The organism is Streptomyces sp. TBY4 (genome assembly GCF_024213195.1).
GTDB lineage: Bacteria > Actinomycetota > Actinomycetes > Streptomycetales > Streptomycetaceae > Streptomyces.
Map to the genome: position 1 here is coordinate 1 of NZ_JANAVF010000015.1, position 20,349 is coordinate 20,349.

Sequence of the window (20,349 nt, forward strand, 5' to 3'; positions counted from 1 at the left end):
AACCCGGAAGCTAAGCCTTTCAGCGCCGATGGTACTGCAGGGGGGACCCTGTGGGAGAGTAGGACGCCGCCGAACAACCCGCCCTTTTAGCTCAGTCGGTAGAGCGTCTCCATGGTAAGGAGAAGGTCAACGGTTCGATTCCGTTAAAGGGCTCCAATACGAGAAGGCCCCCGCCATTGGCGGGGGCCTTTTTGCGTTTCCGTGGGTATTCTTCTGATTGATCTTGAGGATTGGTTTTACGGGGAGGAACGAGTGATGTCGGATCAGACTCCGGCCGAGGCCGAGTTCGAACTGGCCTGGGCCGACGAGAGGTATACCCGGGCGGTTCTGCCGGCCGTGGACGTGAACCGGATCCTGGGGGAGCGGTACGCCACCCGGGAGCCGGTGGCGCTGGACCGGGCGGCGGTCTGGGACATGGAGGTCCGGAAGGCCGGCAATCCCGGAGCCTTCATTCCGAACGTCATCGAGGAGGGCTCTGCCGCCGCCTGGGTGCCGGGCGGGAAGGGCGCGGAGCTGGGGGACGAGTTCGTCAGGCAGTCGCGGCAGAGGCTGTGGCTCGAGCCGGACGCGTACGGGCTCGTGCTCGAAGAGGTGCACCTGAACCACGACCGGCAGGTGGTCACCTTCCTCGGCCGGGAGGCCTTCTCCGACGAGCGGGGCGGTCCGCTGCGCGCGGACGGCCGGCAGCCGCTGTTCCACGTACAGCACGGGGTCGCGGGTACGGACGAGCGGCCGCTCAACACCTGGCGGATCCTGCTGCTGACCGATGACCCGGACGAGCGGCTGGTGAAGGTCTTCGACCGGCTGGCCGGTGATCCCTGGCTGCCCGAGTTCCTCGAGCTGTACGTGCAGGACGTGCTCGGGATCGGGCTGACGCGTCGGGACGAGATCTGAGGGACGGAGTAGGGCGCGGGTAGCGGGTCGGGGTCTTCGTCAAGCCCCGAGTTTTCGGGCCGTGACCCGGGGCCGGGTGCGGGGCGCAATGGGATCAGTCAGGAGTTCCCAGACCCTCGATCCCGGGAGGAACGCTCATGAGTACCGAACGGATCCGACACCTCGTCCGCACGTTCAGGACGGCCGCGGCTGCCGACGGCGCCGCCTCCCCGTCCCCGGCCGTTCCCTCTTCCCGGTCCGCCACCGTCCGCGACGCGGCCGGTGGCAGGGACGGCAGTACGCCCTGGACCGGGGAGATGGCGGCCCCCTCCTTCATGATCCTCGTGGCGGGGCCCCGCCGGTAGGCGGAGCGGCGCGCGGCGGCGGTCAGTCGCCGTCGCGCTGCCGGGGGATGCGGAAGGCGAGGATGGCCATGTCGTCGGAGGCCGGATCGGCGGCGAAGCGTTCCACCGCGCGCAGGACGCGGGAGGCGACCGCGCCGGCCGTGAGGCCCGTACAGGTGGTGAGGACCTCGGCGAGGCCGTCGTCGCCGAGCATGCGGGTGCCCTCGCGGCGTTCGGTGACGCCGTCGGTGACGCAGAGGAGGACGTCGCCCGGGTCCAGGGTGAGGGTCTGCTCGTAGAGCTCCAGGTCGTCGAGGACGCCGAGGAGGGGCTGCGGTTCGGCGGCGGAGGTGACCTCGCCGTTCGGGCGCAGGCGCAGCGGCAGCGGGTGGCCCGCGCAGACGACCTTCATGAGGGCGCCGCCGTCGGGGCGGGGGTGCAGCTCGCCGTAGAGGAGGGTGAGGAAGCGGCTGCGGTCGCCCTCGTCGAGGATGGCCGCGTTGAGGCGTTCCAGTACGGCCGGGCCGCCGAGGCCCTCGCGGGCCAGGAGGCGCAGGGCGTGGCGGGCCAGGCCGGTGACGGCGGCCGCCTCGGGGCCCGTACCGCAGACGTCGCCGATGGCGAAGCCGTAGACGCCGGGGCGGATCGGGAAGACGTCGTAGAAGTCGCCGCCCACCTCGTTGCCCTCGCCCGCGGCGCGGTAGATGACCTCGACCTCGATGCCGGGGATGGTGGGGGAGCCGGGCGGCAGCAGGCTGCGCTGGAGCGAGCGGCTGATGGCGGTGCGCTCGGAGTACAGGCGGGCGTTGTCCAGGGCGAGGGCGGCGCGGCGGGAGAGGTCCTCGGCCAGTTCGAGGATCTCCTGCCGGAAGTGCTCCTCGGAGGGCTTGCCGAGGGTCAGCATGCCGATGACGCGGTTGCGGGCGAGGAGCGGGAGGACCACGGTCTCGCCGCCGACCGCGATCGTCGTGGCCGGCCAGGGGCGGGCGCCGGCCTCGCGGACCGGCTCGGGCGGGCTGACCTGGGAGAGCAGGGCCTTGAGGCCGTCGATGCGTTCCTCGTCCTCGTGCAGGACGTAGGAGAGGAACGGGTCGGAGGCCTGGTCGGCGATGGTGTAGACGGCGCACCAGGTGGCGAGGGTGGGGACGGTCATCTGGGCCATGAGGGCCAGGGTCTGGTCCCGGTCGAGGGTGCCGGCGAGCAGGTCGGAGGCCTCGACGAGGAAGGAGAGGGAGCCGCGGCGCAGTCGTTCGAGCTCGCCGAGGCGGGCCGATTCCACGGCGAGGGCGATCCGGTCCGCGGCGAACTGGAGGCGCAGGGCGTCGTCGTTGGAGTAGCGGCCGGGGATCTCGGCGGCGACGCCGAGGGAGCCGGTGAGGCGGCCTTCGACCTTGAGGGGGACGGTGATGGCCGAGCGCATGCCGGTGGCTTCCAGGAGGGGTACCGCGCCGGGGACGACGACGAGGTCCTCGTGGACGGCGGGCATGCGGGCGCTGCCGTACCGGTTGGTGCCGGCTTCGACGGGGACGCGGGCGAAGCGCTGGCGGGTGGAGGGCAGGCCGGTGGTGGCGCGGACCTCGAGCTCGGTCTCGTCGTCGGTGGCGAGGAGGAGGAAGGCGGAGTCGGCGTCGAGGAGGTCGCGGGCGCGTTCCACGGTGCGCTGGAGGAGGCCGTCGAGGTCCTCGGGGGCGGGGGAGCCGATGAAGATCTCGAAGGGGTCCGTGGGGCGGGGCTCGGTGAGGCCGTCCACGGGGATCCGTACGGGGCTCTGCAGCAGGGCGCGCTCGTCGTCGTGCACGAGCAGGCAGACGATGGAGGGCTCGCCGTGGGCATCGCGGACCCGCAGGTGGGAGGCGTAGACCGGGATGACGCGGCCGTCGGCGCCGCGGATGCCGTAGCTGCCCTCCCAGCGGGACAGGCGCAGGGCCTCGGCGATTCCGGTGCCGGTGCCGGGGGTCTGCGGCCAGGCGGCGAGCTCGGCGAGCGGGCGGCCCACCGCCTTCGCGGCGAGGTGGCCGAAGATGATCTCGGCGTCCTCGTTCCAGGCGGAGACGGTGCCGGCGGAGTCGATCTGGAGGACGGCGACGCGGACCCGGCTGTCGGCCAGGGGGAGGAGCTGGTCGGGGACGACGGGGCCCGCCGAGCGGGTACCGACCGGACGGTCCGGCATGTCGAGCCGGAACCACACGTGCTTGTGCGTGGTCGTGTACTCGACTCCCCAGCGGGTGGCGAGGGCGGCGCAGAGCATCAGCCCGCGGCCGTTCTCGCGGTCGGGGTCGGCGTAGGGGCGCTCGCCGGGGTGCTGGAGCGGGAGCTCGCGCTCCGGGTAGCGGTCGGCGACCTCGACCCGTACGCCGTCCTCGGTGCGCAGGCACAGGACCTCGGCGCGGGTGCCGGCGTGGACCACCGCATTGGTGACGAGCTCGCTGGTGAGGACCACCGCGTCGTCGGCGATGTCCGAGAACCCCCAGCCCTGGAGGGTGTCGCGGACGAATGCGCGGGCAGCGGCGACCGAGCGCCCTTGTGGATCGAAACTGGCAGCCGCCCGTGCCGTGATCACAAGTCTCCTTCGACGCGGTGGACAACGGATGCCAGGTTACTTACCTTCGCGGTCGCCATGGTGCCGTCGTCGGGGAATCCACCCGCAGGGTGTGGCCGGTGTGCGATGGTGCCGGAGTGTTATGGCCGGGTTCGGCCGGGGTGAAACACTGGGCAGGCTTGGAGTCGTGCAGTTGATGGCCGGCACAGCGTTGATGGGCACAGGTTGATGGGCACAGCGTCAGTGGGCACAGTCCGGTGAACAAGATGCCCGGTGGAACAGCGGTCGACCCTTTCGGGAGGGACACGGTGGAGGCTGGCGCAGCGGTGCGGCGGACGGGAACGCGCCCGAAGGGAGGCCGCTCCCGGCGGGGCGAGACGACGGAAGTCGATACCGCGGCCCTGAACAGGCTGCTCACGGCCCTGGTGTCGATGCGGGACGGCAACTTCCGCAAGCGCCTGACGGTGTCCGGCGACGGGGTGATGGCGGAGATCGCCGCCGTCTACAACGAGGTCGCCGACCGCAATCTCCACCTGACCGGGGAGCTGTCCCGTGTGCGCCGCATGGTGGGGCGCGAGGGCAAGCTCAGCGAACGGCTGGAAACCGGTGCCTGCGAGGGCTCCTGGGCGGCCGCGATCGACGCCTCGAACCAGCTGGTGGACGACCTGGCCCGGCCGGTGTCCGAGGTGGGCCGGGTGCTGTCGGCGGTCGCCGAGGGTGATCTCGACCAGCGGATGGACTTGCGGACGCAAGCGGCCGAAGGGGCCGGGCACCCGCTGCGCGGGGAGTTCCTGAAGGTCGGCCGGACGGTCAACAACCTGGTCGACCAGCTCTCCGCGTTCACCGACGAGGTGACGCGGGTGGCGCTGGAGGTGGGCACCGAGGGCAAGCTCGGCGGCCAGGCTCAAGTGCGTGGAATGTCCGGATCCTGGAAGGATCTGACCGACTCCGTCAACACGATGGCGTACCGGCTCACCGCTCAGGTGCGTGACATTGCTCTCGTGACGACGGCGGTGGCGAAGGGCGATCTCTCGCGCAAGGTCACGGTGCACGTGGCCGGCGAGATGCTGCAGCTGAAGAACACCGTCAACACGATGGTGGACCAGCTCTCCTCGTTCTCCTCCGAGGTGACCCGCGTGGCCCGCGAGGTGGGTACGGAGGGCGAGCTCGGCGGCCAGGCGAAGGTGCCCGGGGTCGCGGGCGTGTGGAAGGACCTGACCGACTCCGTCAACACGATGGCGGGCAACCTGACGGCCCAGGTGCGCGGGATCGCGCAGGTCACCACGGCCGTCGCCAACGGTGACCTGTCGCAGAAGGTCCGGGTCAGCGCGCGCGGCGAGGTCGCGCAGCTGGCCGAAACGATCAATCAGATGACCGAGACGCTACGGACCTTCGCGGACGAGGTCACGCGCGTGGCCAGCGAGGTCGGGGCCAAGGGAACGCTCGGCGGCCAGGCGCAGGTGCCGGGGGCGGCGGGCACGTGGAAGGACCTCACCGATTCGGTGAACACGGTCTTCCGCAACCTGACCACGCAGGTGCGGGACATCGCGACGGTGACGACCGCGGTGGCCAACGGCGACCTCTCGCAGAAGGTCACCGTCAATGTCGCCGGCGAGATGCTGGAGCTGAAGAACACCGTCAACACGATGGTGGACCAGCTCCAGTCCTTCGGTGCCGAAGTGACGCGCGTGGCCCGTGAGGTCGGCGTCGAGGGTGAACTGGGCGGCCAGGCGCAGGTGCCGGGCGCGGCGGGGACCTGGAAGGACCTCACCGACTCGGTGAACACCGCCTTCCGCAACCTCACCGGGCAGGTCCGCAACATCGCCCAGGTGACGACGGCGGTGGCCAACGGCGACCTGTCGCAGAAGGTCACGGTGGACGTCTCCGGCGAGATGCTCCAGCTGAAGAACACCGTGAACACGATGGTGGACCAGCTGTCCTCCTTCGCCGACCAGGTCACGCGGATGGCGCGGGACGTGGGCACCGAGGGCCGCCTCGGCGGTCAGGCGCGGGTCGAGGGGGTGTCCGGGACCTGGAAGGAGCTCACCGACTCCGTCAACTTCATGGCCGGCAACCTGACCTCGCAGGTGCGGCAGATCGCGCAGGTGACCACGGCGGTCGCACGCGGCGACCTGTCGCAGAAGATCGACGTGGACGCCCGCGGCGAGATCCTGGAGCTGAAGAACACCATCAACACGATGGTGGACCAGCTCTCGGCCTTCGCGGAGCAGGTGACCCGGGTGGCCCGGGACGTGGGTACGGAGGGCCGGCTCGGCGGTCAGGCGCAGGTGCCCGGGGTGGCCGGCGTATGGCGCGATCTGACGGACTCGGTGAACGGCATGGCCGGGAACCTGACCTCGCAGGTGCGCAACATCGCACAGGTCGCCACCGCGGTGGCGCGCGGCGACCTGTCGCAGAAGATCGACGTGGATGCGCGCGGCGAGATCCTGGAGCTGAAGAACACCCTCAACACGATGGTGGACCAGCTCTCGAACTTCGCGGAGCAGGTGACCCGGGTGGCCCGCGAGGTGGGCACCGAGGGCATTCTGGGCGGCCAGGCCGAGGTGAAGGGCGTCTCCGGCACCTGGAAGGACCTCACCCAGTCCGTCAACTTCATGGCGAACAACCTGACCTCCCAGGTGCGCAACATCGCGGAGGTGACCACGGCGGTCGCCACGGGCGACCTTTCCAAGAAGATCACCGTCGATGCCAAGGGCGAGATCCTGGAGCTCGTCACCACCGTGAACACGATGGTGGACCAGCTGTCCTCCTTCGCGGAGCAGGTGACCCGGGTGGCCCGCGAGGTGGGTTCGGAGGGCATCCTCGGAGGTCAGGCCCGGGTGCGCGGGGTGACCGGCATCTGGAAGGACCTGACCGACAACGTCAACCTGATGGCCAACAACCTCACTTCGCAGGTGCGCAACATCTCGCAGGTCTCCTCGGCGGTCGCCAACGGCGACCTGACGAAGAAGGTCACCGTCGAGGCGCGCGGCGAGGTCGCGCAGCTCGCCGACACCGTGAACACGATGGTGAAGACCCTGTCCTCCTTCGCCGACGAGGTCACGCGCGTGGCACGCGAGGTGGGTACGGAGGGCCGCCTGGGCGGCCAGGCGCACGTGCCCGGGGTCTCGGGGACGTGGAAGGACCTCACCGACTCGGTGAACTTCATGGCCTCCAACCTCACCGGCCAGGTGCGGCAGATCGCCATGGTCACGACCGCCATCGCCAAGGGCGACATGACCAAGAAGATCGACATCGACGCCCGCGGCGAGATCCTGGAGCTCAAGACCACCATCAACACGATGGTCGACCAGCTGTCCTCCTTCGCCGACCAGGTGACCCGGGTGGCCCGTGAGGTGGGTACCGAGGGCATCCTCGGCGGCCAGGCGCGGGTGCGGGACGTGGACGGCACCTGGCGCGACCTGACCGAGTCCGTGAACGAGATGGCCGGGAACCTCACCCGGCAGGTGCGCGCCATCGCGGCCGTCGCCACGGCGGTGACGCGGGGCGATCTCAACCTGAAGATCGACGTGGACGCGGCCGGCGAGATCCAGGTCCTCCAGGACAACCTCAACACGATGATCGCCAACCTGCGCGACACCACCCTGGCCAACAAGGAGCAGGACTGGCTCAAGGGCAACCTCGCCCGCATCTCCGCCCTGATGCAGGGCCGCCGTGAGCTGGACGACGTGGCCTCGCTGATCATGAGCGAGCTGACCCCGGTGGTCTCCGCGCAGCACGGCGCGTTCTTCCTGGCGCTGCCGGCCGGCGGTACCACCGAGATCGGGACCGACGGGGGCGCGGAGGGCTCGTACGAGCTGCGGATGCGCGGGAGTTACGCGTACGCGGGCGGCCAGATGCCCATCTCCTTCCGGCCGGGGGAGGGGCTGATCGGCATGGTCGCCGAGGAGAAGCGGATGGTGCTCATCGAGAACACCCCGCCCGGCTACCTGAAGATCTCCTCCGGGCTCGGCGAGGCCCCGCCCGCGCACGTGATCGTGCTGCCGGTGCTCTTCGAGGGGAAGGTGCTCGGCGTCATCGAGCTGGCCTCCTTCCAGCCCTTCACGCAGATCCAGAAGGACTTCCTCAGCCAGATCGCCGAGATGATCGGTACGAGCGTCAACACGATCTCCGTCAACTCCAAGACGGAGATGCTGCTCAAGCAGTCGCAGGAGATGACCGAGCAGCTGCGCGAGCGCTCCGACGAGCTGGAGAACCGGCAGAAGGCCCTCCAGGCCGCCAACGCCGAGCTGGAGGAGAAGGCCGAGCTGCTGGCCCAGCAGAACCGGGACATCGAGGTGAAGAACACCGAGATCGAGGAGGCCCGGCAGGTCCTGGAGGAGCGCGCCGAGCAGCTCGCGGTCTCGATGCGCTACAAGAGCGAGTTCCTGGCGAACATGTCGCACGAGCTGCGGACCCCGCTCAACTCCCTGCTGATCCTGGCCAAGCTGCTCGCCGACAACGCGGACGAGAACCTCTCGCCGAAGCAGGTGGAGTTCGCCGAGACCATCCACGGGGCCGGCTCCGACCTGCTCCAGCTGATCAACGACATCCTGGACCTGTCGAAGGTCGAGGCCGGGAAGATGGACGTCTCGCCGACGCGGATCGCGCTCGTGCAGCTCGTCGACTACGTGGAGGCCACCTTCCGGCCGCTCACCGCGGAGAAGGGGCTCGACTTCTCGGTACGGGTCTCCCCGGAGCTCCCGGCCACCCTGCACACCGACGAGCAGCGGCTGCTCCAGGTGCTGCGCAACCTGCTGTCGAACGCGGTGAAGTTCACCGACACCGGGGCGGTGGAGCTGGTGATCCGGCCCGCCGGGGCCGATGTGCCCGTCGCCATCCGCGAGCAGCTGCTGGAGGCCGGTTCGCTGCGGGAGGCCGATGCCGACCTGATCGCCTTCTCGGTGACCGACACCGGGATCGGGATCGCCGCGAGCAAGATGCTGGTGATCTTCGAGGCGTTCAAGCAGGCCGACGGGACCACCAGCCGCAAGTACGGCGGCACCGGCCTCGGACTGTCCATCAGCCGGGAGATCGCCCGGCTGCTGGGCGGGGAGATCCACGCGGCGAGCGAGCCCGGCCGCGGGTCCACCTTCACGCTGTACCTGCCGCTGCACCCGAGCGAGCTGCCCCCGCAGGGGTACGCGCCGCCGACGCCGGGCGGGGCGCGCGGGGAGCTGTACCGCCGCCCGGTCGCCGAGGAGGTGCGGCCCGAGCTGCCGGCGGCGCCGGTGGCGCAGGGCCCCGTACCGTCCGTCGGACCGATGGCGCTGCCGCGGGCCGGGGAACCGGCCGGGCAGGGGTCGTCGGCGCTGTTCCGGCGGCGCCGCAAGGCGATGGCCGAGCCGCCGCTGCGGGCGGAGGTGCCGGGACAGGGCGACGCGGACGCGTGGGCCGTGGAGGAGCCGCTGCCGACGGCGCCGCGGACGTACGACTTCCACGGCGAGCGGGTGCTGATCGTGGACGACGACGTGCGCAACGTGTTCGCGCTGACCAGCGTGCTGGAACAGCACGGGCTGGCGGTGCTGTACGCGGAGAACGGCCGGGAGGGCATCGAGGTCCTGGAGCAGCACGACGACGTGGCGCTCGTGCTGATGGACATCATGATGCCGGAGATGGACGGGTACGCGACGACCTCGGCGATCCGGCGGATGCCCCAGTTCGAGGGGCTGCCGATCATCGCGCTGACGGCGAAGGCGATGAAGGGGGACCGGGAGAAGGCGATCGAGTCCGGTGCCTCGGACTACGTGACCAAGCCGGTCGAGCCCGACTACCTACTGTCGGTCATGGAAGGGCACATGCGCGGGGCCGGGGCGTGACCGGGCGGGCAGGGGGGAACCCACGGGGGAACCTTCTGCCCTTCCTCCACGTTTCCGCTTCGTGCGCTGTGACATCTTGGTGACAGGGTGTGGCGATCTCGGGACTGGGGCTACGATGACCGGCACAAGGACGGACGGCGCAAGGATGCCGTCCTCTGGGGCGGGGCCCGGCGCACAGGCCGGAGCCAGGAGCCGGGGAGGCCCCATGCCGGGGCGAGGAGGACAGGGCATGGTGCAGAAGGCCAAGATCCTCCTGGTCGACGACCGGCCGGAGAATCTGCTGGCGCTGGAGGCCATCCTCTCCGCGCTCGATCAGACACTGGTCCGGGCGTCGTCGGGGGAGGAAGCGCTCAAGGCGCTGCTGACGGACGACTTCGCGGTCATCCTGCTCGACGTGCAGATGCCGGGCATGGACGGGTTCGAGACGGCCGCGCACATCAAGCGGCGGGAGCGGACCCGGGACATCCCGATCATCTTCCTCACGGCGATCAACCACGGTCCGCACCACACCTTCCGCGGGTACGCGGCGGGCGCGGTGGACTACATCTCCAAGCCCTTCGACCCGTGGGTGCTGCGGGCCAAGGTCTCGGTGTTCGTCGAGCTGTATACGAAGAACTGCCAACTGCGCGAGCAGGCGGCGCTGCTGAGGCTCCAGCTGGAGGGCGGCAGCTCCAACGGCGCGGTGGACGGCTCCAAGGAGACGGCCGGCCTGCTGGCCGAGCTCTCCGCGCGGCTGGCCGCGGTGGAGGAGCAGGCGGAGGCGCTGACCAAGCAGCTCGGCGAAGAGGCGGCCGATCCCTCGGTGGTGGCCACCGCGGCCCACCTGGAGCGCAAGCTCACCGGACTGCGGCGGGCGCTCGACGCGCTGGAGCCGGGGACCGGCGGCGGGGCTCCCGTACTGCCCGCGCAGGGCTGAGCTCCGCGGAGGCCCCTCGGGCCGTTCCTGGCGGCCGGACTGGCGGGCCGTCAGGACTGGCGGAGCGTCAGGGCGGGCTGCCGGTACGGGCCGAGAGTGCGTGCGTCTCCCACGCGGGAGCCGGAACGACACGAACGGGTGAAGGGGTGGGCACGCGTGTCCACCGGCGCCCGCACGGGTAACCTCGGGCGCATGGCCTCAAGTACGTCCGGTAAGGGTTCCCAGAGCACGGCGGGCACCGCGAAGGGCCGCACCGGCCGTACGACGGCGCCGGCGAAGAAGGCTGCCCCAGCGCGCAAGCCGCCCGCCAAGAAGACGGCGTCGCCCGCCGCCAGGCGCGGCCCCGTCAAGAAGGTCGCGCCGAAGCCCGCGCCGTCCCCCACCGGGGGAGTGCTGCGGCTGGTGCGCGCCTTCTGGCTCGGCATCGCGCACGCGGTCGGCGCCATCTTCCGCGGCATCGGCCAGGGCGCGAAGAACCTCGACCCGGCCCACCGCAAGGACGGCCTCGCCCTGCTGCTCCTCGCGCTCGCGCTGATCGTCGCCGCCGGGACCTGGTCCAACCTGAGCGGGCCCGTCGGGGATCTGGTGACCATGCTGGTCACCGGCGCCTTCGGGCGGCTCGACCTGCTCGTGCCGGTCCTGCTCGGCGTCATGGCGGTACGTTTCATCCGCCATCCCGAACAGGCCGACGCCAACGGCCGCATCGGCATCGGGCTCTCGGCGCTGGTCGTCGGAGTCCTGGGGCTCGTGCACATCGCCTGCGGAGCCCCCGGGCGCGACGAGGGCACCACCGCCATGCAGAACGCAGGCGGGCTGATCGGCTGGGGCGCCTCGAAGCCGCTGATCTTCACGATGGGCGCGCCGCTGGCCGTACCGATGCTGGTGCTGCTCACCGTCTTCGGGCTGCTCGTGGTCACCGCCACCCCCGTCAACGCGATCCCGCAGCGGCTGCGCAGCGCCGGGATCCGCCTCGGGGTCATCGCTCCGAACGAGTACGACGCCGAGTACGCGGAGCACGGGGACGCCGCCGGCGCGGACCGGCATGACGCCGAGCAGTGGCGGGCCCGTTCCGGGGCCGCCGGGCCGGGAGACCCGGCGGAGGCCGCCGAGGAGGAGGCGCTCGCCCGGCGGCGGCGTCCCCGTAGGAGCGCGGGCAGGCCCGCCATGGAGCGCGGGATGGACGCCGTCGACGTGGCCGCGGCGGCCGCCGCCGCGCTGGACGGGGTGGTGTACGGCGGCATGCCGCCGTCCCCGCTGGTCGCCGACCTCACGCAGGGCATCTCGGCGGAGCGCGAAGGTCGCGAAGGTTCAGAGGTCACCGCTCCGGTCCCGGCGGCCCGGGAGGAGAAGGTCGCGCGGGGCGAGGAGGCCGCCGAGGCCGCGGCCCCGCCGCACGACACCACCGCTGCGGCGTCGGGGACGCTGTCCGTGCCCGACCTGACCAAGGCCCCGCCCCAGACCCAGGCGCTGCCGCCCCGCGCCGAGCAGCTCCAGCTGCGCGGGGACATCACGTACTCCCTGCCCTCGCTGGACCTGCTGGAGAAGGGCGGGCCGGGCAAGACCCGCAGCGCCGCGAACGACGCGGTCGTGGCCTCGCTGACGAACGTGTTCATGGAGTTCAAGGTCGACGCGAAGGTCACCGGCTTCACCCGGGGCCCGACGGTGACCCGCTACGAGGTGGAGCTCGGCCCGGCCGTGAAGGTCGAGCGGATCACGGCGCTGGCGAAGAACATCGCCTACGCGGTGGCCTCGCCCGACGTGCGCATCATCAGCCCGATCCCGGGCAAGTCGGCGGTCGGCATCGAGATCCCGAACACCGACCGGGAGATGGTCAACCTCGGGGACGTGCTCCGGCTGGCGGACGCCGCCGAGGACGACCACCCGATGCTGGTGGCGCTGGGCAAGGACGTCGAGGGCGGGTACGTCATGGCCAACCTCGCCAAGATGCCGCACGTGCTGGTGGCCGGCGCCACCGGTTCCGGCAAGTCCTCCTGCATCAACTGCCTGATCACCTCGGTGATGGTGCGGGCCACCCCGGAGGACGTCCGGATGGTGCTCGTGGACCCCAAGCGGGTGGAGCTGACGGCGTACGAGGGCATCCCGCACCTGATCACGCCGATCATCACCAACCCCAAGCGGGCCGCCGAGGCGCTCCAGTGGGTCGTGCGCGAGATGGACCTGCGCTACGACGACCTGGCGGCCTTCGGGTACCGGCACATCGACGACTTCAACCAGGCGATCCGCGACGGCAAGATCAAGCTGCCGCCGGGCAGCGAGCGGGAGCTCAGCCCGTACCCGTACCTGCTGGTGATCGTCGACGAGCTCGCCGACCTGATGATGGTGGCCCCGCGCGACGTGGAGGACTCGATCGTCCGCATCACCCAGCTGGCCCGCGCGGCCGGCATCCACCTGGTGCTCGCGACCCAGCGGCCCTCGGTGGACGTGGTGACCGGTCTGATCAAGGCGAACGTGCCCTCGCGCCTGGCCTTCGCCACCTCCTCGCTCGCCGACAGCCGGGTCATCCTCGACCAGCCGGGCGCCGAGAAGCTCATCGGCAAGGGCGACGGACTGTTCCTGCCGATGGGGGCGAACAAGCCGGTGCGGCTCCAGGGAGCCTTCGTCACCGAGGACGAGATCGCCGGGATCGTGCAGCACTGCAAGGACCAGATGGCGCCCGTCTTCCGCAACGACGTCACCGTCGGGCAGAAGCAGACGAAGGAGATCGACGAGGAGATCGGCGACGACCTGGACCTGCTGTGCCAGGCGGCCGAGCTGGTCGTCTCCACGCAGTTCGGGTCCACCTCGATGCTCCAGCGCAAGCTGCGGGTCGGGTTCGCGAAGGCCGGGCGGCTGATGGACCTGATGGAGTCGCGGGGGATCGTCGGACCGAGCGAGGGGTCGAAGGCGCGCGACGTGCTGCTGAAGGCCGACGAGCTCGACGGCGTGCTCGCGGTGATCCGGGGGGAGACTCCCCCCGAGTAACGGGCAAAGGATCGGGGGCAACCGTTTCCCCGGGTCGCGTGTCTAGTTGAGGGAGGTGGCGGCCCGTTCCGGGTCGCCGCACCGGGTGGGAGCTCTTTGGCCATTCGTATGGCGTACGGAGTCCCCTCTCCGGTTGCCTCACCCTTTCGTCACCCCCCTAGACTGGACTTCCAGCAGGTGGCTACACGCTCGAAAGGCGCCCTCGTGTCCATCGGCAACGCCAACTCCCCCGAAGATGAACGGCCTTCGACCGACGACCGGTCCGAGGACCGCCTCGTCGAACGTTCCGTCGAAGAGCCGTCGATCGGGACGGCCCTCAAGAAGGCCCGGATCGCCGCCGGGCTGACTGTCGACGAGGTCAGTTCCACCACCCGCGTGCGCATTCCGATCGTGCACGCGATCGAATCCGACGATTTCACGCGCTGCGGCGGCGACGTCTATGCCCGCGGCCACATCCGTACGCTCGCCCGTGCCGTACGACTCGATCCGGAACCCCTGGTCGAGAGCTACGACGCGGCCCACGGCGGCCGGCCGGCACCCACCCCCGCCGCGCCGATGTTCGAAGCCGAGCGGATCCGCCCCGAACGGCAGCGGCCCAACTGGACCGCGGCCATGGTCGCCGCCATCGTCGCCGTGATCGGCTTCGTCGGCTTCACGGCCTTCGGCGGCGCCGACGAGAAGACCAAGCGGCCGGTGGCGGAAGGTTCCGCCGCGCCGAAGCCCGCACCCACCCCGAACGCGTCCAAGCCGTCGGTCCAGGCGCCGCCGGCGCCCACGGCTCCCAAGCCGGAGCCTTCGGACAGTGCCATCGCCGCCGCGCCCAAGGACCTCGTCACGGTCGTCCTGACGGCCAACGACGGCGAGAGCTGGATCTCGGCCAAGGACCACAGCGGCCGGCTCCTCTTCGACGGCACCCTCGAACAGGGTCAGTCGAAGACGTTCACGGACAAGGAGTCCATCGACCTGGTGCTCGGCGATGCCGGGGTCGTGAAGCTCTTCGTGAACGGCAAGGAGATCAAGGACGAGTTCCAGCCCGGACAGGTGGAACGTCTCACATACACCAAGGACGACCCGCGTGAGGGTCAGGCCCAGGCGGGCTGACCGGCGGGGCCTGACCAGCAGGGAATAGAACGTTCCGGATCCCCGGGGTGCCGCGCCGCATCCCGGGGATCTTGCCGTCCGGGACGGGAGGCGGGGGCCGGTGCCGGGACGAAGTAGTCTTGAGCCCATGCCCGAACGCCGTACCGTCGCCCTTGTCACTCTTGGCTGCGCCCGTAACGAGGTGGACTCGGAGGAGCTCGCAGGCCGCTTGGCGGCGGATGGCTGGGAGCTCGTCGAGGACGCCGCCGATGCGGACGTAGCCGTCGTCAACACCTGCGGCTTCGTCGAAGCCGCCAAGAAGGACTCCGTAGACGCCCTGCTGGAAGCCAACGATCTCAAGGATCATGGCAAGACCCAGGCCGTCGTAGCCGTCGGCTGTATGGCCGAGCGCTACGGCAAGGAACTCGCCGAAGCGCTCCCCGAGGCCGACGGCGTGCTCGGCTTCGACGACTACGCCGACATCTCCGACCGCCTCCAGACCATCCTCAACGGCGGCATCCACGCCTCCCACACCCCGCGCGACCGGCGCAAGCTGCTGCCGATCAGCCCGGCGGCGCGCCAGGAGGCCGAGGTGGCCCTGCCGGGCCACGCCCAGGAGCCCGAAGCCGCTCCCGCCGACCTCCCCGAGGGCCTCGCGCCCGCCTCCGGTCCGCGTGCCCCGCTGCGCCGCCGCCTGGACAAGAGCCCGGTCGCCTCGGTCAAGCTCGCCTCCGGCTGCGACCGGCGCTGCTCCTTCTGCGCCATCCCGTCCTTCCGCGGCTCCTTCATCTCCCGCCGTCCCAGCGACGTGCTCGGCGAGACGCGCTGGCTCGCGGAGCAGGGCGTCAAGGAGATCATGCTGGTCTCCGAGAACAACACCTCGTACGGCAAGGACCTGGGCGACATCCGCCTGCTGGAGACCCTGCTGCCCGAGCTGGCCGGGGTGGACGGCATCGAGCGCGTCCGCGTCAGCTACCTCCAGCCCGCCGAGATGCGGCCCGGCCTGATCGACGTACTCACCTCGACCCCCAAGGTCGTCCCGTACTTCGACCTGTCCTTCCAGCACTCGGCCCCCGACGTGCTCCGCGCCATGCGCCGCTTCGGTGACACCGACCGCTTCCTGGAGCTGCTGGACACCATCCGCTCCAAGGCCCCGACGGCCGGCGTCCGGTCCAACTTCATCGTCGGCTTCCCTGGCGAGAAGGAATCGGACTTCGCCGAGCTGGAGCGCTTCCTCACCAGCGCGCGGCTCGACGCCATCGGCGTCTTCGGCTACTCCGACGAGGACGGCACCGAGGCCGTCACGTACGAGAACAAGCTCGACGAGGACACCATCGCCGAGCGCCTCGCCCACATGCAGCGCCTCGCCGAGGAGCTCACCTCGCAGCGCGCGGAGGAGCGGATCGGGGAGACCCTGGAGGTACTCGTCGAGACGGTCGTCCCGATCGACGAGGCGGAGGAGGGCGAGGGAGCCTACGGGCGCGCCGCCCACCAGGCGCCCGAGACCGACGGCCAGGTCGTCTTCACGGACGGCGCGGGCCTGGTCCCGGGGCGTATCGTCACCGCGAAGGTGGTCGGCACCCTGGGTGTGGACCTCGTGGCGGAGCCCCTGGGCGTGGATCTTGAGGAGGCGGCCGGATGACCGGAGTCCCGGCATCTGCGGCGGGCGGGACCGGCCGCCGGCCCGCGCCCGGCGCGAAGCTGGGCGCCGCGGCGGTCAATCAGGCCAGCCTGTGGAACATCGCCAACATCCTGACGATGATCCGGCTGGTCCTGGTGCCGGGATTCGTGATGCTGCTGCTCGCCGACGGGGGCTACGACCCCGTCTGGCGGGCGCTGGCGTGGGCGGCGTTCGCCGTCGCCATGATCACCGACATCTTCGACGGGCATCTGGCCCGTACGTACAACCTGGTCACCGACTTCGGGAAGATCGCCGACCCCATCGCCGACAAGGCGATCATGGGGTCGGCATTGGTGTGTCTGTCGTGGCTCGGCGACCTGCCCTGGTGGGTGACCGGGGTGATCCTCGGCCGGGAACTCGGGATCACGCTCATGCGTTTCTGGGTCATCAGGTACGGAGTGATTCCGGCGAGCCGGGGCGGGAAGCTGAAGACCCTGGCCCAGGGCACGGCCGTGGGCATGTACGTGCTCGCGCTGACCGGGCCGCTGGCGACGCTGCGGTTCTGGGTGATGGCGGTCGCCGTCGTCCTGACCGTCGTGACCGGGCTGGACTACATCCGGCAAGCCGTCGTGCTCCGGCGCAAGGGGCTCGCCGCGGAGCGTGCCGCGCGGTGAACCTGCCGGGGGACGCCGCGACCGTGAATCTGCCGGGGGATGGCGCGGTGCTGCAAGAGACGGGCGGTTCTTCGGTGGCGGACGAAGCGGCGCGGAATGCCCGAGGGGCTGCCGGGGACACCGGGGCGGTTGCGGCCGATGTCCTGCGACTCCTTGCGGAGAGTAACGGTACGGTTGCGGTCGCGGAGTCGCTGACCGGCGGCATGGTGGCCGCCGAGCTCACGGCGGTCCCGGGAGCCTCCAAGTCCTTCCGCGGGTCCGTGACGGCGTACGCGACCGAGCTGAAGCACCGGGTGCTGGGCGTGGACGCCGGGCTGCTGGAGGCCGAGGGCGCGGTGAACCCGCAGGTCGCGGAGGGGATGGCGGCCGGAGTGCGGCACGTGCTCGGCGCTTCCTGGGGCATCGCGACCACCGGGGTGGCCGGTCCCGAGCCGCAGGACGGGCAGCCGGTGGGCACCGTTTTCATCGCCGTGGCGGGTCCCGCGGGCAGGAAAACGGCCCGGCTGAGGTTGAAAGGCTCCCGGGAGGAAATCCGTAGGGAGAGTGCACGGACAGTGCTCGAGCTGCTCGCGAGCGAACTCCGCGAGAATCTGCGGGGGCAGGATACGGAACAGGACGGGGGGATTTGATGTTTGCAGCCCTGAGTGAACACGACATCGCTCCCCGCACGGCCGCCGCGCGAGGCGGTACGGTGGGGCGTGAAGGTTACGGCTACACGGTCAGAGGAGGGAGCCACCGATGATTCTGCTCCGTCGCCTGCTGGGTGACGTGCTGCGTCGGCAGCGCCAGCGCCAGGGCCGTACTCTGCGCGAAGTCTCCTCGTCCGCCCGAGTTTCGCTCGGCTATCTCTCCGAGGTGGAGCGGGGGCAGAAGGAGGCATCTTCCGAGCTGCTCTCCGCGATCTGCGACGCGCTTGACGTACGGATGTCAGAGCTGATGCGGGAAGTCAGCGACGAGCTTTCGCTCGCCGAGCTGGCCCAGTCCGCCGCGGCGAGCGAACCGGTGCCCGCACCGGTCCGTCCGATGCTCAATTCGGTATCCGTGGCCTCGGTCACGGGTGGCCCGGAACGGGTGACCATCAAGGCGCCCGTGGAAGCGGTGAATGTCGTAGCCGCGTGATGCGATGCGTGTGCGCGTCCGCGTGCGTGCGTCTGCTGAGTGTGTGAGCGCTGAGCGTGTGAGTGTGGCCGGAGCCCCCGGCCGGTGCCTGAGGCACCGGCCGGGGGCTCCGGGCCGTTCCGGGGGTGGTGCGGGCGCCGAGGGGGTGCGGGTGGGGGCGGGGTGCGGGAGGATGGGCCCGTTCGGGTCTCCGGCCCCTGGAGGTGGCCGTGCGGCGGTTGCTGGGTATACCCGTGGGTCCGGCCCTCGCGCTGTCGGTGGGCGTCCTGTGGTGGTGGGCCGTGCTGCGGCTCCTGCTGGCGCCTGCGGAGGCTGGGCCGGTGGAGGGCGCGGTCGCCGTCGGGGGGTGGGGGCTGGGGCTGCTTCCCGTGCACTGCGTGCCGGGGCCCGCGCGGGGCCTTCGCCGCCGTGGGGCGGCGGCGGGCGTACGGGGGGACGGGGGCGGGGCAGGCGGAGACGGTGGGCCCGGTGGCCCTGCCGGGGCCGGGGGTGGTGGCGTCGCCGGGGGTGGCGTCGCGGGCGATGGCGGGGAGTGGGCTGCTACCAGGGCATGGAGACTCCACCGTTCGGGCGAAGGATCTGGCCCGTCATGAAGGACGAGGCGTCCGAGGCGAGGTAGAGCACTGCCTGGGCTATGTCCTCGGGCTCGCCCACACGGCGCAGCGGGGACATGCGCGTCATCATCGCCTCGGTCTGCTCCTGGACCTCGGGGCTGTGCCGGCCGGTCATCGGAGTGCGGATCCAGCCGGGCGCGACGGCGTTGACGCGGATGCCGTGCGGGCCGGCCTCGGTGGCGAGGGTCTTGGTCAGCTGGACGACGGCCGCCTTGGCGGCGCTGTAGCAGAGCAGGCCGGGCTGGGCGGCGTCCACGGCGCCCGAGGCCATGGTGATGATCGAACCGGGCCGGCCGGCCGCGATCATGGCGCGGGCCGCCTCCTGGCAGGTGCGCAGCACCCCCTTGAAATTGATGTCCAGGACCCGGTCGAGGTCCTCGTCGGAGGTCTCCAGGACGCTGCTGCTGTGCATGATCCCGGCGATCGCGGCGGTGATGTCGAGCGGGCCGGCCTGGGCGATCGCCGCCTTGATTGCGGCACGGTCGGTCACGTCGAGGGGGTGGGCGGTGGCCCGGCCGCCGGCCTTGGCGATCAGTTCGGCGGTCTCCTGGAGGCCCTGGGCGTCGCGGTCCGCGCAATGGACGGTGGCGCCGGCCTCGGCGAGGAGTGCGGCGGTGGCCCGGCCTATGCCGCTGGCGGCGCCGGTGATCAGGGCGGTGCGGCCGGTGAGGTCGTACGCGGTGGGTGTCTTGGGTGTGCGGGGTGTCCTGGGTGTCCTGGGTGTAGGCATGCGGGGACGGTACGACTGGATCTGACGGGGCGTCAACTAAGGTGTCGGGCCGGATTGGCAACGGGGGCACCAGTAGGTGGGCCGGTCGTCCTGCGGGGCCTCGCGGACGGGGGTGCCGCAGCGCAGGCAGGGGCGGTGGACGCGGCCGTAGACGAAGAGCTCCTGGCCGGGGCGGCGGCTGCCGGTGGTGTTGCGGCGGCGGCGGTCCTTGTTCGCGTCCAGGAGCCGGTGCGCGGCGGCGGCGATGCGGGGGAGCGTGCGGGGTGGCAGGTCGCCGACCGGGGTCCAGGGGGTGACCTGGGCGAGGAAGCAGAGCTCGGCCTTGTAGATGTTGCCGATGCCGGCCAGGTTGTGCTGGTCGAGGAGGGCCTCGCCGAGGGGGCGGGCGGGGGTGGCGAGGAGGTTCGCGGCGGCGGTCGCCTCGTCCCAGTCGGGACCGAGGAGGTCGGGGCCGAGGTGGCCGACGGCGCGGTGTTCGTCGGCGGTGCGGAGCAGTTCCACGACGGGGAGCCGGTAGCCGACGGCGGTGTGGTCGGCGGTGGCGAGGATGACGCGGATCTGGTGGGCGGGGCCGGGTGGGGCTCCGCCTGTGGCTCTGCCGGTGGCTCCGGCGGTGGCTCCGTCGGTGGGGGTGGGGAGGATGCGCCAGGTTCCGTCCATGCGGAGGTGGGTGTGGAGGGTGAGGAAGGGGTGGGGGCCGGAGCCGCCCGCTTCGGGGTCGGGTGGTGGGGGGCCGAAGCGGATGAGGAGGTGTTTGCCCCGGGGGACTACGTCGAGGGTGGTGAAGCCGGTGAGGTCGGTGGTGGCGAAGCGGGGGACGCGGAAGTCTGAGCGGGTGAGTTCCTTGCCCGCGAGGGCTGTGCGGAGTCGGGCCGCGGTGCGGTGGACGGTGTCGCCTTCGGGCATGGCTTCATTCTCCTGCGGAGCCGGGGTGGTGGGGTGCGGCTTCCTGCGGAGCTGGGCCATGGGGCGCGGCCGGGGCTCCGCTGCGCGGGGCCTACTCCCCGCCCCGCCCTTCCTCCGTTCCCCGGGGCTGCG

The 20,349-nt window shown here is 71.2% G+C and carries 13 protein-coding genes, 1 tRNA gene and 1 rRNA gene; 12 read left to right on the forward strand and 3 right to left on the reverse strand.

The genetic code is table 11. From position 1 onward, the window contains the following. The 4 genes from rrf to NLX94_RS29145 all read left to right on the forward strand — a co-directional run. Positions 1 to 75, forward strand: a 5S ribosomal RNA gene (gene rrf, locus NLX94_RS29130); the annotation flags it as partial. A 5-nt stretch (positions 76 to 80) separates the two neighbouring features. Continuing rightward, positions 81 to 156: transfer RNA gene (locus NLX94_RS29135), tRNA-Thr, on the forward strand. A 99-nt stretch (positions 157 to 255) separates the two neighbouring features. After that, positions 256 to 894, forward strand: coding sequence for a hypothetical protein (locus NLX94_RS29140; RefSeq protein WP_254386095.1), 639 nt, complete (start codon positions 256 to 258; stop codon positions 892 to 894). 137 nt (positions 895 to 1,031) lie between these two features. Beyond that, positions 1,032 to 1,238, forward strand: coding sequence for a hypothetical protein (locus NLX94_RS29145; protein ID WP_254386096.1), 207 nt, complete (start codon positions 1,032 to 1,034; stop codon positions 1,236 to 1,238). Positions 1,239 to 1,260: 22 nt separating this feature from the next. On the opposite strand, the gene NLX94_RS29150 is transcribed toward NLX94_RS29145, so the two are convergent. Then, the gene (locus NLX94_RS29150; protein WP_254386097.1) at positions 1,261 to 3,777 is read right to left on the reverse strand and encodes a SpoIIE family protein phosphatase; all 2,517 of its coding nucleotides are present in this window, start codon (positions 3,775 to 3,777) and stop codon (positions 1,261 to 1,263) included. A 287-nt stretch (positions 3,778 to 4,064) separates the two neighbouring features. On the opposite strand from NLX94_RS29150, the gene NLX94_RS29155 reads away from it, so the two are divergent. The 8 genes from NLX94_RS29155 to NLX94_RS29190 all read left to right on the forward strand — a co-directional run bounded on the left by NLX94_RS29155 (position 4,065) and on the right by NLX94_RS29190 (position 17,967). Continuing rightward, on the forward strand, positions 4,065 to 9,575 hold the full coding sequence (locus NLX94_RS29155; protein WP_254386098.1) for a HAMP domain-containing protein: 5,511 nt from the start codon (positions 4,065 to 4,067) through the stop codon (positions 9,573 to 9,575). Positions 9,576 to 9,804: 229 nt separating this feature from the next. Further along, a complete protein-coding gene (locus tag NLX94_RS29160) occupies positions 9,805 to 10,491 on the forward strand; it encodes a two-component system response regulator (RefSeq protein WP_254386099.1) in 687 nt (228 codons plus the stop codon). Between the two features lie 192 nt (positions 10,492 to 10,683). Beyond that, positions 10,684 to 13,473: a DNA translocase FtsK gene (locus NLX94_RS29165; protein ID WP_254386100.1), complete on the forward strand. Its 2,790-nt coding sequence runs from the start codon at positions 10,684 to 10,686 to the stop codon at positions 13,471 to 13,473. A 204-nt stretch (positions 13,474 to 13,677) separates the two neighbouring features. Next, positions 13,678 to 14,574 carry a helix-turn-helix domain-containing protein gene (locus NLX94_RS29170; protein ID WP_254386101.1) on the forward strand — a complete coding sequence of 299 codons (897 nt, stop codon included), beginning with the start codon at positions 13,678 to 13,680 and terminating at the stop codon, positions 14,572 to 14,574. Between the two features lie 127 nt (positions 14,575 to 14,701). Further along, positions 14,702 to 16,195, forward strand: a complete 1,494-nt coding sequence (rimO, locus tag NLX94_RS29175) for a 30S ribosomal protein S12 methylthiotransferase RimO (RefSeq protein ID WP_254386102.1) — start codon at positions 14,702 to 14,704, stop codon at positions 16,193 to 16,195. Then, a complete protein-coding gene (gene pgsA, locus NLX94_RS29180) occupies positions 16,192 to 16,848 on the forward strand; it encodes a CDP-diacylglycerol--glycerol-3-phosphate 3-phosphatidyltransferase (protein WP_254386103.1) in 657 nt (218 codons plus the stop codon). The genes rimO and pgsA overlap by 4 nt, the downstream gene beginning before the upstream one ends. Positions 16,849 to 16,922: 74 nt before the next feature. Next, positions 16,923 to 17,477 carry a CinA family protein gene (locus NLX94_RS29185; protein ID WP_254386249.1) on the forward strand — a complete coding sequence of 185 codons (555 nt, stop codon included), beginning with the start codon at positions 16,923 to 16,925 and terminating at the stop codon, positions 17,475 to 17,477. A 109-nt stretch (positions 17,478 to 17,586) separates the two neighbouring features. Next, positions 17,587 to 17,967: a helix-turn-helix domain-containing protein gene (locus NLX94_RS29190; protein WP_007266936.1), complete on the forward strand. Its 381-nt coding sequence runs from the start codon at positions 17,587 to 17,589 to the stop codon at positions 17,965 to 17,967. A 540-nt stretch (positions 17,968 to 18,507) separates the two neighbouring features. Here the strand turns inward: NLX94_RS29190 and NLX94_RS29200 are convergent. Further along, on the reverse strand, positions 18,508 to 19,311 hold the full coding sequence (locus NLX94_RS29200) for an SDR family NAD(P)-dependent oxidoreductase (protein ID WP_254386105.1): 804 nt from the start codon (positions 19,309 to 19,311) through the stop codon (positions 18,508 to 18,510). Positions 19,312 to 19,347: 36 nt separating this feature from the next. Continuing rightward, positions 19,348 to 20,217 (reverse strand): Fpg/Nei family DNA glycosylase, encoded by an 870-nt coding sequence (locus NLX94_RS29205; RefSeq protein ID WP_254386106.1) that lies wholly within the window; start codon positions 20,215 to 20,217, stop codon positions 19,348 to 19,350. Between the last annotated feature and the right edge of the window lie 132 nt (positions 20,218 to 20,349).

Bases quoted from the DNA above. Each gene is read 5' to 3' on its own strand.
- NLX94_RS29140 (WP_254386095.1), top strand. From the start codon at position 256: ATGTCGGATCAGACTCCGGCCGAGGCCGAGTTCGAACTGGCCTGGGCC.
- NLX94_RS29145 (WP_254386096.1), top strand. From the start codon at position 1,032: ATGAGTACCGAACGGATCCGACACCTCGTCCGCACGTTCAGGACGGCC.
- NLX94_RS29160 (WP_254386099.1), top strand. From the start codon at position 9,805: ATGGTGCAGAAGGCCAAGATCCTCCTGGTCGACGACCGGCCGGAGAAT.
- NLX94_RS29165 (WP_254386100.1), top strand. From the start codon at position 10,684: ATGGCCTCAAGTACGTCCGGTAAGGGTTCCCAGAGCACGGCGGGCACC.
- rimO (WP_254386102.1), top strand. From the start codon at position 14,702: ATGCCCGAACGCCGTACCGTCGCCCTTGTCACTCTTGGCTGCGCCCGT.
- pgsA (WP_254386103.1), top strand. From the start codon at position 16,192: ATGACCGGAGTCCCGGCATCTGCGGCGGGCGGGACCGGCCGCCGGCCC.
- NLX94_RS29190 (WP_007266936.1), top strand. From the start codon at position 17,587: ATGATTCTGCTCCGTCGCCTGCTGGGTGACGTGCTGCGTCGGCAGCGC.
- NLX94_RS29200 (WP_254386105.1), bottom strand. From the start codon at position 19,311: ATGCCTACACCCAGGACACCCAGGACACCCCGCACACCCAAGACACCC.
- NLX94_RS29205 (WP_254386106.1), bottom strand. From the start codon at position 20,217: ATGCCCGAAGGCGACACCGTCCACCGCACCGCGGCCCGACTCCGCACA.